The organism is Rhodococcus sp. KBS0724 (assembly GCF_005938745.2).
In the GTDB taxonomy this organism is placed as follows: Bacteria; Actinomycetota; Actinomycetes; order Mycobacteriales; family Mycobacteriaceae; genus Rhodococcus_F.
This window is the reverse complement of sequence record NZ_VCBX02000001.1, coordinates 149,394-164,464: the sequence shown is the minus strand read 5'-3', so window position 1 is coordinate 164,464 and position 15,071 is coordinate 149,394. Positions and strand designations below refer to the sequence as shown.

General features: G+C 62.5%; 13 protein-coding genes. 7 read left to right on the top strand and 6 right to left on the bottom strand.

The annotated features are described in order from the left end of the window. Positions 1 to 53 precede the first annotated feature (53 nt). Entirely contained in the window at positions 54 to 737 is a 684-nt protein-coding gene (locus tag FFI94_RS00740) for a TetR/AcrR family transcriptional regulator (protein WP_138871307.1), read from the top strand. Positions 738 to 788: 51 nt separating this feature from the next. Here FFI94_RS00740 and FFI94_RS00735 read toward each other — a convergent pair whose 3' ends face one another. The 3 genes from FFI94_RS00735 to FFI94_RS00725 form a co-directional block, all read right to left on the bottom strand. Beyond that, positions 789 to 2,027, bottom strand: coding sequence for an HNH endonuclease signature motif containing protein (locus tag FFI94_RS00735; protein WP_138871306.1), 1,239 nt, complete (start codon positions 2,025 to 2,027; stop codon positions 789 to 791). Positions 2,028 to 2,148: 121 nt separating this feature from the next. Further along, entirely contained in the window at positions 2,149 to 2,808 is a 660-nt protein-coding gene (locus tag FFI94_RS00730) for a DUF6308 family protein (protein ID WP_138871305.1), read from the bottom strand. Further along, positions 2,801 to 3,391, bottom strand: a complete 591-nt coding sequence (locus FFI94_RS00725) for a hypothetical protein (RefSeq protein ID WP_138871304.1) — start codon at positions 3,389 to 3,391, stop codon at positions 2,801 to 2,803. Before FFI94_RS00725 ends, FFI94_RS00730 begins: the two co-directional genes overlap by 8 nt. 165 nt (positions 3,392 to 3,556) lie before the next feature. Here FFI94_RS00725 and FFI94_RS00720 point away from each other — a divergent pair, with 165 nt between their 5' ends. Then, the gene (locus FFI94_RS00720) at positions 3,557 to 4,324 is read left to right on the top strand and encodes an SDR family NAD(P)-dependent oxidoreductase (protein ID WP_138871303.1); all 768 of its coding nucleotides are present in this window, start codon (positions 3,557 to 3,559) and stop codon (positions 4,322 to 4,324) included. Here the strand turns inward: FFI94_RS00720 and FFI94_RS00715 are convergent. Continuing rightward, positions 4,272 to 6,638: a bifunctional diguanylate cyclase/phosphodiesterase gene (locus tag FFI94_RS00715; RefSeq protein ID WP_138871302.1), complete on the bottom strand. Its 2,367-nt coding sequence runs from the start codon at positions 6,636 to 6,638 to the stop codon at positions 4,272 to 4,274. The genes FFI94_RS00720 and FFI94_RS00715 overlap by 53 nt on opposite strands. A gap of 168 nt (positions 6,639 to 6,806) precedes the next feature. Beyond that, positions 6,807 to 8,363 carry a TM0106 family RecB-like putative nuclease gene (locus tag FFI94_RS00710; protein ID WP_138873530.1) on the bottom strand — a complete coding sequence of 519 codons (1,557 nt, stop codon included), beginning with the start codon at positions 8,361 to 8,363 and terminating at the stop codon, positions 6,807 to 6,809. Between the two features lie 124 nt (positions 8,364 to 8,487). On the opposite strand from FFI94_RS00710, the gene FFI94_RS00705 reads away from it, so the two are divergent. From FFI94_RS00705 to FFI94_RS00685, 5 genes are read left to right on the top strand one after another with little or no spacing between them, the layout of a single operon-like run. Continuing rightward, a complete protein-coding gene (locus tag FFI94_RS00705; RefSeq protein WP_138873531.1) occupies positions 8,488 to 9,141 on the top strand; it encodes a DUF6474 family protein in 654 nt (217 codons plus the stop codon). A gap of 10 nt (positions 9,142 to 9,151) precedes the next feature. After that, the gene (locus tag FFI94_RS00700) at positions 9,152 to 9,679 is read left to right on the top strand and encodes a hypothetical protein (protein WP_138871301.1); all 528 of its coding nucleotides are present in this window, start codon (positions 9,152 to 9,154) and stop codon (positions 9,677 to 9,679) included. A 48-nt stretch (positions 9,680 to 9,727) separates the two neighbouring features. Continuing rightward, positions 9,728 to 10,396: a YcnI family protein gene (locus tag FFI94_RS00695; RefSeq protein ID WP_138871300.1), complete on the top strand. Its 669-nt coding sequence runs from the start codon at positions 9,728 to 9,730 to the stop codon at positions 10,394 to 10,396. Next, positions 10,393 to 10,941, top strand: a complete 549-nt coding sequence (locus FFI94_RS00690; RefSeq protein ID WP_138871299.1) for a copper resistance CopC family protein — start codon at positions 10,393 to 10,395, stop codon at positions 10,939 to 10,941. The genes FFI94_RS00695 and FFI94_RS00690 overlap by 4 nt, the downstream gene beginning before the upstream one ends. Positions 10,942 to 10,945: 4 nt before the next feature. Further along, a complete protein-coding gene (locus tag FFI94_RS00685; RefSeq protein WP_138871298.1) occupies positions 10,946 to 11,887 on the top strand; it encodes a CopD family protein in 942 nt (313 codons plus the stop codon). On the opposite strand, the gene FFI94_RS00680 is transcribed toward FFI94_RS00685, so the two are convergent. Then, positions 11,838 to 15,059 carry a carboxyl transferase domain-containing protein gene (locus FFI94_RS00680; protein ID WP_138871297.1) on the bottom strand — a complete coding sequence of 1,074 codons (3,222 nt, stop codon included), beginning with the start codon at positions 15,057 to 15,059 and terminating at the stop codon, positions 11,838 to 11,840. The two genes, FFI94_RS00685 and FFI94_RS00680, sit on opposite strands and share 50 nt — an antisense overlap. Between the last annotated feature and the right edge of the window lie 12 nt (positions 15,060 to 15,071).

Here is a 15,071-nt window from a genome sequence, read left to right as displayed (position 1 = left end):
AAGTATGTGAGACATCTTGTCCAGTCAATGCCCGGGTGAGTATCGTTCGATTCATGACGAACACAGCCGAGTCGGCGCAGCCCGACGGGCGCAGCACTCGCTGGAACGATCACAAGGAGCAGCGCAAAGCACGCATCCTCGACGCGGCCCTCGACGCAGTCAACGAAGGTGGCGCCGATGTCGGCGTCCAGCAGATCGCCGAGCGCGCCGACGTCCCCCGTTCCGTTGTCTACCGGATCTTCAAGGATCGCGCCGACCTCGACGAGCAACTGCGGGTCCGCATCCTCGACATGATGATGACCGACCTGACGCCCACCCTCACGCCGCAGGGTACCGTCGGCGAGGCCATCTCGCGGGCCGTCGACACTTATCTTCGCTGGATCGTGAAATACCCACGACTGCACCACTTTCTGGGCAAAGGCTCACCGAGTACGCGGGCAACCGGTTCGAAAGTGGTGACGGGAACCAAGACGGCCATCGCCGTCCAGTTGGGAAACCTGTTGGGCGCGATCCTCACCAGCCGCGGCAAACCGTCGAAGATGGCGGAGCCCTTGGCTTTCGGTGTGATCGGATTGGTCGATGTCAGCGTCAACCGTTGGCTCAGCCAACCAGGATCCGACGTGTCCGGCACTGAATTAGCCGAGTTCCTCGAGCTTTCCATCTGGCAGGTTCTCGACGGTAACCTTCGACGGATGGGTGTGGATATCACCTTGGAAACGCCAATTTCGGAACTGTAGTCGGCAATGTACACCGGGGCATGTTTGATCCCCGGTGCACACGCTAGATTTTCAGGCTGCTGTTGGTGGTGTGTTCCCGGGAACAGGAACTTGATACGGGTCCACCGACATCGGTGGATAGAACCGGGTTTTCCGGTCGTTTCCGATGTCGACTCTCCACTCGGTGTGATGCATCATCCGATGATGATGACCGCACAGCAAGATCAGATTATCGAGATCTGTGGGGCCGTCGTCGAGCCAGTGAATCAGATGGTGGGCGTCGCACCAGCCCGGTGGGGTTCCGCAACCGGGGAAGGCGCAGCCGCCGTCTCGTACCGTGAGGGCTCGCCGCTGTGGGACGGTCGCTAGCCGCGCTTTCATGCCGTGGTTGAGGGGTACACCGTTGCTATCGAGAAGGATTCGGGTGACCTCGCAGTCGCAGGCCAGCATGCGGGCGGTGTCGAGACTGATGGGGCCGGCCCAGTTGGTGATCGCGTAACCGAGTTCTTCGGTGGAGGGCAACAGGTCTTTCAGTGCCTGCAGATCGGTGAGGTCTTTTGCGGTGGCGGTGATCGTCAGGTGCGGTTTGACGCCACCTTCGACGGGACCGAGACCGGCGGCTTCGTAGCGGCGCAGCAGTTCACAGAATCCGTCGGCGCGTCGAAGCGCCGGGGTGCGTTCGTCTTTCACGCCGTCCTTCTCCGGCGTGGGCGCCGACAGGGCGGACAGTAGCGCGATGAGACGGGCACCGTTGACGGCGTCGAGGTCACCTTTGACGCTGACTCGCCCGTACAGGCCACGGGAAGCATAGAACTCGTTGAGTTCGGAATCTTCACCGGCTGGTACGCCGTCGGCGCGGTTGCCGTACTGCTTCTGGATCCGCCGGATCGCCGCGCGGACGGAATCGCAGTCGGCGACGTTCCTCGAGGCGAGGGTCAGGAGGATGTCGCGGGCCTTCTCGACGTCGACGAGACTCATGTTCTTGGGCGGGTGCTGACAGAACTGCGCAACCTGACGCGCCTTCGACGCATCGATATCACCGTCGTGAAAAGATTGCCCGACAACAGGTTCGAGCATGAACAACCTCGCCAGGCTGACCAGCCGGCTGCATTCGCCGATCTCGAGGTTTGTGGACTGGTGCAGCCACTGCGCGATGGCGCGGAATCCTCCGCCGCCGAGTGTGTCGCGGGTGAACATTTCGGTGATCATCACAATCATGCGGGAAGCCATCTCGTGCCGGGCGCGGGCGAGGTCGAGCACCTCGGTCTTGAGGCCCTCGCCGTCGTATTGCCACGCTTCCCGACTGTTCATGCACTAATTTTAGTCGAACAGGATTTCGATTCCTAGGGACATATCGGACAGGTTTTCACGAGTCCAAGCTCGAGACTTGTTGATATACAAGCTCATTCAACGATACATCACCTGCCACCGACTACACCGAAGCCGGCTTGTAACCCTTGCCCTGCATCCAGGCCAGCACATCCAGGATCCGCACCGCCGGCACTACATCACTCAAACCCGCACGATCACGCAGGTCCGACAACCGATCATGGAGTTCTCCGTTGCGAGCATGCAGTGAGAATCGCACCGGCTCCAAATGAGCCGTCTTGGTCCCGAGTTCCCGGCCGACGACGTCGTCGTAAATCGGGAAGAGCCGCGGGCGTTTGCGAGCAATGAGTTTGGACGCCATTGTGCGGCCGACACCGTGGATGTCGCGGAGCGCTGTCTCCAGCCGCCACACCGGAGATTCCGGCGTCAAAGGATCAGCTTCGCCGGCCAGATCACGATCTGGACCGACGTCGGCCAGGAGACCATTCAATGAAGCGTTACTCTCCCCCAGCAGGAACAATGCACCCTGGGCCGGAACCTGAACCGCGAGAAGTGTCACTGCGACAAGATCTTCCGCAGTGAAGCGGTCAACGTCGCGATCACGATTGCCACTCGGATCCCAGGTATCCCACAGGGCACCGGTCCGTAAGTAGCCCGTCTTCGCAACCTTGCGGGTGAAGTATTCCTGCAATACGTCCAGTGCACCGGCGTCGTCACCGTCTCGCAGCACACGTGGCAGGCGGATGGACACTTGCTCAGCCATGATCGACCGACCTTTCGAGTACGTACTTGGCAAACCCGGGGTTGTGGTATTGCCGGAAAGGCCCTTTGCCCTTGGCTACGAGATGGTCTGCAAGCGGCCGAACGGTCGACGCGTCGACGGGCAGTTCGGCGAACTGCTCCAACGCATCCGAGTCCTCGAGGCTGCAGTCGATCATGGTCCCGTCGCCGTCGGCTGAAGCCAGTTCGGTTCGCCGGATGCCGAGTAAATCGTGTTTCGCGGCGAGTTCCTCGATACTGCAACCGGTTCGGGATTCCAATGCCGAACTCGACACGAAGACCGACATGACGTGTTCGATCGGTTGCCCGCCGGAAAGATGGCACTCGACGCTGAGCACTTCCATCGGGCCGATGTTGAGGGTGAACAATCGATGGCGCTCCGCGGATCGGTTGGTCGACGGCAGGCAACTGATTGTCCACTGCTCGATCTCGACTGCCGCCGGCGCGTCGAACGCGTACGAGAGAACCTCGGCAATCAGTTCGGCGAGATCCTCGAAGAGTGGGTCGCGCTGCAACCGCTCGAAGTTCTCGACGGAGGCGGCGGGGCGCACAGATGCTTTGCTCACCGCAGCCCCTCTCGTCCGATGAGGCTGAAACCTGACGTCTCACCTCGCATCAAAGGTACCCAGCGCAGTGGAGCCGTCGCGCGTTCGCCCTCACATAGAGCGCCGCGTTATGGTTCTCACCACGTACCACTGCCTTACCGATCGCTAACTCGAGGAGCATACGAAGTGGAAATCAAGGGAACCGCAGCACTGGTCACCGGAGCAGCTTCCGGACTTGGTGCAGCTACGGCCAAGCGCCTCGCCGACGCCGGCGCCACCGTCTTCGGCCTGGATCTGCCCGCATCGATCGAGCGTGCCGGCGACAACGTCCCCGCCGGTGTCACCCTCATCCCCACCGATGTGACCAGCGGCGAAGAGGTCGAAGCTGCGATCAACCAGATCGTCGAATCCGGCTCTCCGCTGCGTATCGTCGTCAACTGCGCCGGAGTCGGCTGGGCTGGACGCATCCTGTCCAAGAACGGTCCGCACGACCTCGAACTGTTCCGCACGGTCATCACCGTGAACCTGCTCGGCACGTTCAACGTCATGCGTCTGGCAGCCGACGCCATCTCCAAGACCGATGCCGTCGACGAGTCCGGCCAGCGCGGCGTTGTCATCAACACCGCATCTGTTGCCGCCTTCGAAGGCCAGATCGGCCAGATCGCCTACTCGGCATCCAAGGGCGGCGTGCACGGGATGACGGTTCCGGCTGCCCGCGACCTGGCTCAGTTCGGCATCCGCGTCAACACGATCGCTCCCGGCATCATCGACACCCCGATGCTCGCCGGCGTCACCGACGAGTACCGCAAGGGCCTCGAAGCCGGCGTTCCGTTCCCGTCTCGTCTGGGCCAGCCGTCCGAGTACGCGCAGCTCGCTCAGATGATCGTCGAGCACGATTACCTCAACGGCGAGACCATCCGCATGGACGGCGCACTCCGCATGACACCGCGGTAGGTTGTGCTTTGCCTTGTGCGCCTTTGAGGTATTCGGTCACTTCCGCTGCCGGTAGCGGCTCGCTGATGTAGTAACCCTGAACCAGCTCGCAACCGGCGCCGCGTAGAAGACGCAGTTGTTCCGCCGTCTCCACGCCCTCTGCCAGTGACTGCATCCCGAGCGCTTTGGCAACTTCGACAATGGACGTGACGACCGCCGAATCACCTTCTCTCAGCTCGGTGATGAATGATCTGTCGATTTTGAGAATGTCCACGGGCAGTTTCTTCAAACTCTCGAAAGACGAGTATCCGGTTCCGAAGTCGTCCAATGCAATTGCGATCCCGGTCGCGCGAAGACGGTCCAATTCGGCGACACCGAGACCGTCGACTGTTCCCGTTTCGGTGATTTCCAGCTGCAGGCGCTTACTCGGCAGTCCGGACAATTCGAGAGCGTCCAGTACCCGTTCTCCGAATCCAGTCGAAATAAGTTGCGCTGGAGAAACATTCACCGTGACATAAGTGGACTCGGGCCACGTTGCCGCTTCGGTGCATGCCATCTGCAGCACCTGCAGCCCGAGCGGGACTATCAGTCCTGTTTCCTCTGCCACATCGATGAAATGGCGCGGCGTGAGTAATCCACGCACGGGATGATTCCAACGAAGAAGTGCTTCGAATCCCTCGACACGACCGTTCTCCGCCAGAACCTGAGGTTGGTAATACAGCTCGAACTGTCGGGCTTCGATTGCACTCCCGAGTTCCTGCAACGCAGATGCGCGCTCACTCGCCTGTATGTGTAGTGCCGGAGAATATCGCCCAACCCGGTTCTTTCCCGCGGATTTGGCCGCGTAGAGAGCCAGATCCGCCGACATGACCAGAGTATCGGCGTCATCGGAATCGGCAGGGGCACTGGCATATCCAATCGACGCTCGGATCTCGATCCGGTTGCCGTTGACGTAGAACGGCTCGCGCAACGCCTCCAAATAGTGCGCCAACATCGCATAGCCGTCCCGCTCGCGTGATTCGCGAACGATCAGCCCGAATTCGTCACCACCGATGCGGGCGCAGATCACACCTGCACTCGCTCGGTTCAATCGTGCCGCTACGGAAATCAGCAATTTGTCACCCACCGGATGCCCAAGCGTGTCATTCACGGACTTGAAATTGTCCAGATCGAGGATCCCGACAAATACCTGCTCTTCGGGGCGAAGCGAACCAAGTGCGGCAACGAGTTCGGTGCCGAATGTCCGTCGATTGGGTAGCCCGGTCAGGCCGTCTGTTGCAGCAAGCCGCAGTATCCGCCGTTCGTAGTTGTACTTCTCGGTGACGTCCGACCCGACACCGCGCCAGCCGAGAAATTCGGATGTCTCGGTAACTCTGGGTTGTCCCGACAAAGACCACCATCGGTCGACGCCTCCGGCACGAACCGGGACAACCACCTCGCGAAATGGCATCAGCCGCTCGAGATGATCGTCGATCACAGCGAGCGCAGTTCGCCCACTCTTCGTCGAGCCGACCTCGAGCCGATCCAGCAAGCCTCGAAGCGACAGCACCCTCAACTCGGAGACTGCAATACCCGATATCTGCGACAGACGAATAGACGTATGCGACAGCGTTCCGGTGTTGTCGACATCCCACAGCCAGTCACGAGTTCCACCTTCGAAGTCGTCGAGAAGCAAGCTGACGGTCTGACGCTCAGCGGCGGCCGCGAACTCGGCTAGGCATCGACTGCGGAACGAAGCCCAGAGGTATACGACACCGATCACCAACGTGACCGTGTACACGACTAATTGATACGAGAGGACGGTGTATTCGGTTGTCCCCTTGGGAAGAATCACGGCAAGTAATCCGATGCTGTGCACCAGAATCCAGACCACAGCTATCGAGCGAACCGTCGACAATGCCACGGCGCCGGCGCCCATCACGCCGGCGAATGTCGCGATCAGCACCAGCTTCCGCGAACTGTCGATCACAGGAAGCATTGCGGCAGCGAGAATGACAACCAGCAGGCCCAGCAGGATTACCTCGAGCATCAGAGCCCAGTAGTCGTAGCGCGTCGTGTGCTTGGGCCGGTATCGGTCCTTCAGAATGACCCGGGGTATCCACACTCGCACCGAATTGAGAACCACGAGGAGGGCGGCGGTACCCCAGATCAACCGAAACTCGTCGTGCCCCGGGGGTACGACGTAGGCGAGCAACGCGCACATGCTGAGCACATTGACCAAGTTGGCCAGCGGCGCGACTGTCGTCACCTGCAGAATTTGCCGCGCGAAGACGTCACGCCGTTCGAGATCAGACAGTTCGGAGTCATTCCGACGCCCAGCCACTGTGCGCAGCATTCGACACCCCCGTCATGGAGCCACCAGATGACGGTAGCGCGTGCGCGAGGTCGAGACACACCATGGAAGGTAATTAGGTTGTGAAACTTCTTGTTAAATCCGGCATTCCATACTTTTAGGACATAACAGTAACCAGCTTTGTCGAGTACGCCGGTCGATTACGCCGGATTACAGCTCGGAGGCGAGCGGAATTTCCTTCTCCGCGCGGTCCGTCATCCACTCACGTAAGACCTTGGTGGCGATGACATCATCCTCGTTGTACTGCAGGATCCGTGTCCGTTGTGTCTCGTCCGGCTCACCGTCGTAGCCGACCGCCTCGCGGTACCACGCCATCGAGGCTTCACCACCGGCTTCGGCGTCGCGCCAATGGAATCCGGCAACGGGCGCAATCTTTTTGAGCCCCTTGCCATCCGGGCAGATGAACTGGTCGCTGACAGCTTGGTAGATGTCGACCCACTGCGGACTGTCGATGAACTCGCGGATCTCCTCTTTGGTCGGAATACCCGGTTCGCCGGCAAATCGGCGAGCAGAATCCAGAAGCCACTTGTCTTCCGCGGAACGTGAATAGCAGTAGGCAGCAAAAGTTTTGCCGGATACGGCTGCGGCCGCGCGCTCTGCCATCAGCCAACCCCAGAACTCCGCGAACGATCGCGCCTCGTCACGCGTCGGCAACGGATCCCACGTCGCAAATCCCCGATACATCGAGAAGCCGCCGACATTGAGCAAAGTTCCCCACAGATAAGCGCCGTGCTCCTGGTAACTCTCCATGTCGACGTCGATCTCGATGTCCGCCCGCGTCACCGAGATCTTCTCGAAGCGTCGTACCAACGGAGCGCCCGCCAGCCACGCCTTCGCGATTACGACGGCGTCCTCGAAGTTTCCGTGCGGCCAATCCTCGAGCGGCTCGCCCTCCCAGGCCGCAAGCTGATCGATGGTGTTGCATCCGGCGTCACGCAGAAGCTCGGCCCGCGATCCGACGGCGACGAGGCTGACGTCGCGGTTGCGGACCAACTCTTCCTTGCACTCGGTCCACCACGGGCACGATTTGCACTCACTGACCTGTGAGGGCGACGTCAGCACCTCACCGCGCGCCACGGCAATCCTGTCGTCGTAGCGCTCGTCGTAATCCTCGAGAATCGCACTCAGGTCGTGAACGAGGATGCAGTCGCCGTTGTAACCGATCGCACCCGCCTGCAACGACGGACTTGCCAGTCCCCGGCGCTCGAGCATCCGGTAAACCTGCGCGACGCGCATCTGGTCACGAACCTGGCCTCGTACCTTGCGCTTCGGATCGACTGCAGGCTCCCACTCGAACAGTCCCGATGTGATCGCGCCCTGCCCCGGGTCGGTGACCTTGTGGTTGACGACGATCACCGGGATATAGCCGCCGCCCTCGGTATCGCGGATCAGCATTTCGCATCGACCTTTGCGGCCGGTGTCGCGTTCGACGGGCAACACGGCGCCCCAGATGCGGTCGGCGCCGGCTTCACAGGCGGCCAGGGTGTCGCGAGCTTGCGTCGCCGTCGACTGATCAGCGTTGATCCGCACCCAGCGATCAGGAGCGGCACCGATCACCAGCTCCGCGATCTCCGCGCGCTTGGCGGTTGCCGATTCCTGACGCTGTTTGATGCCCGTGTCGAGAGGCTCCGACGCCCATTTGCCCGGAAACAATCCGTCGAGACGCACCCGATGACGGCAACGCGTCAGCGCCCCTGAATCGATCAGAGGGAGCGAGGGCGCGGGGCTTTTATCGGAACACACGATGACGAAGATTATGTGCTCCCCTAGGCTGAAGCCGAAGCGCAGGTACCTGGCAGCGCACAAACACCTGGAAACGGGGTCCTTTTCGATGGGGTTGTTCAAGAAGCGAAAGTCTCGTGCCACCCGCAAGGCGGAGGCGAAGGCTCTCAAGCACAAGGCCGAGGTCGAGGCGAAACTCAACGCCAAGAGCCAACGCAAGCGCGACAAGGTCGAGACCAAGTCGATCAAGAAGCTGGAGAAGGCTGAGATCGATTCGACGCACAAGATCGAAAAGGCGCAGATCGCTACCTTGAAGGCCCAGGAAAAGGCCGCTGCGAATCAGGGTCTGACCGTTGCCAAGGTGCGCAAGTACCTGGGTGTCGCTCGCCTGTTGGCTCCGGTTCTGCTGCCGATCATCTATCGGGCCGCAACCGCAGTTCGGGGTCAGTTGGACACCGCGCGCGCTCAGAAAATGGGCATCGCCGTCGACCAATTGGGCGACTACACGGGCCACGGCGCCAAGCTGAGCGCCCGCATTGCGGGAGCGGAAAGCTCGGTCACCGAGATCCTCAGCCACAAGCCGAACGACGCCGAAACGCAGCGTTTTGCCGCGGCCATCCGTGAGCGTCTGAGCGATCTGAGCACCGCAGTGCGGGCAGCCGAGCAGATGCCGCAGGCTCGCCGCAAGGCCGCCCACCACGCTATTTCCACTGAACTCGACGGCGTAGAGGCTGATCTGCTCGCACGCCTCGGCGTCCGCTAGACCTGCTCGAGTGTCCACCGACGCGCCCACGACAGCACTCCTTCGGGGTAGTGCTGTCGGGGCTGTGTCGACCGCTCTTGCCATCGCAGCGCACGGCCTGGCCGGCGGCGACGTACCGCCGGCGTCGTCGCTGACACTGCTGATAGCCGTGTGTTCGGCTATCGGTGCCATCACCGGAACACTCCCCGTTCTGGCGCGCGGACCACTGCCACTCATCGCGGCTCTCGGCGCCGGCCAACTGGCAGCGCACACCACCATGGCGCTCTCCATGCATTCTCATTCCCCTTCTCCGGCCCGTTCTCCAGGGCTGGCGATGCTGGGAGCACACATAGTCGCCACGCTCGTCTGCGCGACCCTCGTATTGGCTGCCGAGCGACTGTTCCGCGTAATCACCCACGTCGTGCGAGTAGTGCTGTCAGCGCCGGCGACGCCCGTTGCAGCCCGAATCCGGCGATTCCCGACGACGCACCACCGCGGCCCCGTCGACACTCTCCTTCGCGCCGGCATTTCGCCGCGTGGACCTCCCGCTCTGGTTTGAAGAACTCGCACTCACAACCCTTCACCAGACCAAGAGGACACATTCACAATGAAGAACACCCTGATTTCGCGTGCGCTCATCACGGCAACAGCAACCGGCGGAGCCATCCTGCTTGCCGGTGGAATCGCGTCAGCGCACGTCAGCGTCGTAGCTCCAGGAGCGACTCAGGGCGGGTACAGCGTTTTGACCTTCCGCGTGCCCACTGAATCCGACACCGCGTCGACCACCAAGGTGACGGTGGCGCTGCCCGACCTCAAGTCCGCGCGCACCGAACCGATGCCAGGTTGGACGGCCGTCGTCGAGAAGGATCCGACGTCGTTGGTTGCCAAGTCCGTGACCTGGACGGCAGATCCCGGCGTCGGCGTCGGCCCCGGCCAGTTCCAACAGTTCGTTCTCTCCGCCGGACCGCTGCCAACGCAGGACGAGGTCTCGTTCAATGCGGTGCAGACGTACAGCGACGGCAACGTCGTCAACTGGGATCAGGCAGCCCTCGCCGACGGCAGTGAGCCGGACAAGCCGGCTCCGTCCCTGACCTTGGCGGCCGCCACGGGTGACGCGCACGGGAGCACCACCGATACCCACGCCGCGAACGAGACATCTGCGACAGAATCATCGAACGACAACACCGCCCGCTGGCTCGGAGGAGCCGGACTGGTTCTCGGCGCGCTCGGCGCTGCACTGGGCCTGGGCGCACTGGTGAGGAGCAAGCGTTCATGAGCACACGGATCTCGAGTACCGGATTGAAGGTCGTCACTGTCGGCCTACTTGCCATGCTCGCGTCGATGCTCGGGGTGGGCACGGCCGGCGCGCACTCCGCTGTGGTCGGGTCGAACCCCGAGAACGGCGCGTCCATCCAGGTTCCCCCGGACAACGTTTCCGTCAGTTTCAACGAAGCCCTGCAAGCGCAGTTCGCGGCGTTGACCGTTACGGGGCCCGGGGACAGCCGTGACCAATGGTCCAAGGGTGAGCCCTCCGTCGAGGGCGCAACCGTGAGTGTGGACCTGGGAGATCTGGGACCTGCCGGTGTGTACACGATCGCGTATCGCGTCACGTCCGCCGACGGTCACCCCGTCCAGGGAACGCTGAACTTCACACTCACCGAGGCCGGTCCCGGCACACCGGTCACCCCGGCCGCGTCGGCTAGTGACAGTTCGTCGTCCGAGTCGTCGAGCAGCATCCCGGTCTGGGGATTCATCCTCGCCGGTGTTGTCGTCTTCGGTGGCGCGCTGTTCTTCGTGCTGCGCAAGCCGAAGTCGAGCTGATCCCGTGAGCGGTACGGCAAACAGATGGTGGTTGCTGTTTGCCGTACCCACGGCACTTCTGGGAGTGCTGATCGCCTGGGGATTGGCAAGCCCAGCCGGCCCCGAAGCGTCCAGCACGGTACGTGTCCTCGCCATCGGATGTGGTTCCGTGACACTGGGAATCGCCACACTTGCCTGGATGGGCCGAGGCGAACGCCGGCCGGCTTCCCCCAACGCCGCGATGTGGACTCAACTCACCGCCATCGCCGCAGTCTGGTTGGTTGCCGAAATCGCTTTGCTCGCACTGAGTGCCGCGGCCGCCGACGGACAGCCGATCACGGCTCTGACCGTCGGCCACTTCGCTACTTTTGTCGGCGAAGTCAATGTCGGCCGGGTGGGAGCAGCCATCATCGTCTGCGCTTTTGCCGTCGTCTGCTACGGCGTGTACGGATTCAAGAACCCTGAAACAGTGCCCGTTGCACCGGCATTGGTTGTCACCGCACTTGCTCTCGCCACCCGCCCCATCACCGGCCACATGGCGCAGCAGAGCTTCGGTTCCATCCTCGACGCCATCCACGTACTCGCCGCAGGCCTGTGGTTCGGTGTTCTCGCCGCGCTCGCGCTCGCCATGCCCGCCCGCGGTGCGTGGGCACTGTGGCTGCCGAAATACTCTGCCCTCGCCTGGCGATGTGTTCTCGCACTGGTCATCACGGGAACCGTCAACGCGGCCGTACGACTCGAATCGCTGTCGGCCTTCTACGACACCGCCTACGGCCGCGTCGTCCTCGCCAAGCTCGTTGCCGTTGCCCTGCTCCTCGGGTTGGGGTGGTGGTGGCGTCGTACATGGGTGGTCGCGAGTGCCGCCCACCGCATGAGCGCCGAGGGATCGCTACGCCGCGCAATCGGCGAAGTTATGCTCATGGCAGTGGCTTTCGGTCTGGCTGCGGCGTTGGCGACAACTGCCTGATCCACTTCCTGGTATCCGCCGGATCGATGACGTCGTCCAACTCGAATATCGTTGCCGCCATCAGCGCCTTGCCCTGTGCGTAGGCCAGTTCGACGAACTGACCGAACAGGGTTTCCCGCGCCGCCGGATCCTCAACTGATTCGAGTTCCTTCCGGAAGCCCAGTCGTACAGCGCCTTCGAGCCCCATCGGCCCGATCTCACCTGTCGGCCACGCCACCGTGAACTCGGGCGCGTGGAACGACCCACCGGCCATTGCCATGGCTCCGAGACCGTAACCCTTACGAAGAATCACCGTCCCGAACGGCACCGTGAGCCTCGCACCGGCCACGAAGAAGCGGCCGAACCGCCGTACCGTGGCCTGTTCCTCGGAATCCGGGCCCACCATGAATCCCGGAGTGTCGCAGAGCGTAACCAGTGGAATCCGATGCGCCTCGCACAGTTCCAGGAAGTCCGACGCCTTGTCTGCCGCTTCCGCATCGATTGCCCCGCCCAGATGCTCGCTACTGTTGGCGAGCACGGCAACAGCGGCGCCTTCCACCCGGATCAACGCCGTCACGACGCCGCGGCCGTAATCGCGCCGCAACTCCAGCACCGAATCGACGTCGGCTATCGCCTCGACGGCGCGCCGCACGTCGTACGAGCGAAGCCGGTTCTCCGGCACCACGTGCCGAGCCAGCCGAGGATCCGGCGCAGCCCACTGCTGCGTCGCACCCTGGAAATAGCCGAGATACTTCTTTGCCAATTCGACTGCCTCAGCGTCGTTCTCGGCAACCACGTGCACAACACCGTTCCGCCGTTGAACGTCGATCGGCCCGATGTCCTCGGGACGGAAGGTCCCCAGTCCACCGCCCTCGACCATTGCCGGGCCACCCATTCCGATAGTCGCGTCCGGCGTGGCGATCAGAACATCGCACGCACCCGCCAATGCCGCATTGCCCGCAAAACAGCGACCGGATACGACGGCCACCAACGGGACTCGGCCGCGCAAGGCCGCCATCGCCCGGAAGGTACCCAATTCGAGTCCCGACCCTGCTCCCGCATCCGTATCACCGGGTCTGCCGCCACCGCCCTCCGCGAACAGCACCACGGGAACGCGCTTACGGGCGGAGAGTGCTAGCAGTCGGTCCGTCTTGGCATGATTGCGCATGCCTTGCGTACCGGCAAGAACCGAGTAATCGTACGAAATGACAACGCTCTCGGCGCCGTTGATCGTCGCCACACCACCGATCAATCCGTCTGCGGGAGTGTTCGCGATGAGGTCTTCTTCACTCCGACGACTACGCTGAGCCGCCACAGTCAACGCGCCGTATTCGACAAAGCTGCCGTCGTCGATCAGGTCGTCGACATTTTCGCGGGCTGTCCGACGACCCAGCTTGTGCCGTTTGGCCACCGCTTCCGGTCTCGCCGCATCCAATGTCACTTCATGTCGGGCAAGGATTTCCGCGAGATCGCGGCGCACCAGATCGAGGTCGACGGCCTCGGAAGGCCCCACTCTCTCAGTCGCTGCGGCATCCCGCACCACCATGAGCGGTTCGCCGGCAACTACGGCTTTGCCGATGCCGCGCAGTATCCGAATCACCTCGACATCGGACTCGGCAGCGAGGACATGCTGCATCTTCATCGCTTCGAGTACGGCGGCCTGACCGCCCTCGTGAACGGCATCGCCGACGGCCGCGATCTCGACAACTATTCCGGCCATCTGCGCGCGCACCACCATCTCACCCTGCACAGCAACAGGGTTGGGCGCGATTGGGGACACCTCGGCTGCCGGGACCAGGTCCGCAATCCGTCCCTCCAGCCACTCGACATCGACGGCGCCGTCACAGAAATCCTTCTCCGACAGAATCGCTCGCAGGAAAAGAAGGTTGGTCGCCACCCCGTCTACCGCAAATTCGTCGAGCGCGGCAATCGACTTGCGCACGGCCGCAGCAAAATCTGCCCGACGGGTGTGTGTGATCACCTTCGCCAGCAAGGAGTCGTAGCGGGCACTCGGCGACAAGCCCGGCGCACCGAAGGTGTCGACGCGCACGCCCGGGCCGCTCGGCGGCGCAAACACGTCGAGCGTTCCTGTTTCCGAACGCGCACCGCCGTCGCGCGTCATGGTTTCCATGTTGACCCGCACCTGAATTGCTATACCCGACGCCGTCGCAACCGTTCCCCGGTGCCCAGGAACCCCTGCTACACAGGAAATCCCGTCCGGAAGACCCAATGATTCGAAACTGACGCCGTCGGCGATCATCAACTGCACGGCGACAAGATCGACGCCACTCACCTCTTCGGTGACGGTGTGTTCCACTTGAATACGCGGATTGACCTCGAGGAAAACGAATCCCCGCTCTTCCACGAGAAACTCCACGGTTGCGATCCCACGATATCCGGCCTCCGCGCACAATCTTGCCGCGGCGGAATGCAAACGATCGCGAAGCGGTTCCGAAAGACCCTGCGCAGGAGCAACTTCGACAAGCTTTTGATGCCTGCGTTGAACACTGCAATCGCGATCACCCAGGGCCAGTGCACAGATACCCGCCGCGCCGGGCGCCGAGGCAACCTGGACCTCGATATGGCGAGCACGTTCACTGAGCACCTCGGCAAACAGTGCGGCACTCCCGAAGCCCGCCTGAGCCTCCGCAGCACACGCGCGGTAGGCGTCGTCGAGCGAAGGTAGATCGCGTACCACCCGCATCCCTCGTCCGCCGCCGCCCGCAAGTGCCTTGATCATGATCCCTCGCGAATGGCGCGCAAAGAACTCCCGCACCTCGTCGAGACTTGCATCGCCCGCCGTCGCGGGCAGCACCGGAATCCCGGACCGGTCAGCAGCGGTACGCGCGCGCGACTTGTCCCCGAAGACGTGAAGCACCTCAGCGCTCGGACCCACGAATACAAGACCGGCGCCGGCACAGGCCCGCGCGAATTCCGGATTCTCACTGAGGAATCCGTATCCGGGGTGGATATGCGTGACTGCGGAATCGAGCGCGATCGACAACAGCGTGTCTTGATCCAGATACGCGGATGCGCCGCTGCCCTGCAGTGGAAACGACTCCGTCGCCGCTTCGACATGCGGGCTTGCTGCGTCATCGGCGGCATAGACGGACACGGTGTCGATCCCGAGCTCGCGGGCCGTTCGAATGATTCGCAGAGCAATCTCGCCTCGATTGGCGATCAGCAGTCTCATGTCGAGGTTTCG

Coding starts and splice junctions, on each gene's coding strand:
- FFI94_RS00740 (WP_138871307.1), top strand. CDS start 54: ATGACGAACACAGCCGAGTCGGCGCAGCCCGACGGGCGCAGCACTCGC.
- FFI94_RS00735 (WP_138871306.1), bottom strand. CDS start 2,027: ATGAACAGTCGGGAAGCGTGGCAATACGACGGCGAGGGCCTCAAGACC.
- FFI94_RS00730 (WP_138871305.1), bottom strand. CDS start 2,808: ATGGCTGAGCAAGTGTCCATCCGCCTGCCACGTGTGCTGCGAGACGGT.
- FFI94_RS00715 (WP_138871302.1), bottom strand. CDS start 6,638: ATGCTGCGCACAGTGGCTGGGCGTCGGAATGACTCCGAACTGTCTGAT.
- FFI94_RS00705 (WP_138873531.1), top strand. CDS start 8,488: ATGGGGTTGTTCAAGAAGCGAAAGTCTCGTGCCACCCGCAAGGCGGAG.
- FFI94_RS00695 (WP_138871300.1), top strand. CDS start 9,728: ATGAAGAACACCCTGATTTCGCGTGCGCTCATCACGGCAACAGCAACC.
- FFI94_RS00690 (WP_138871299.1), top strand. CDS start 10,393: ATGAGCACACGGATCTCGAGTACCGGATTGAAGGTCGTCACTGTCGGC.
- FFI94_RS00680 (WP_138871297.1), bottom strand. CDS start 15,059: ATGAGACTGCTGATCGCCAATCGAGGCGAGATTGCTCTGCGAATCATT.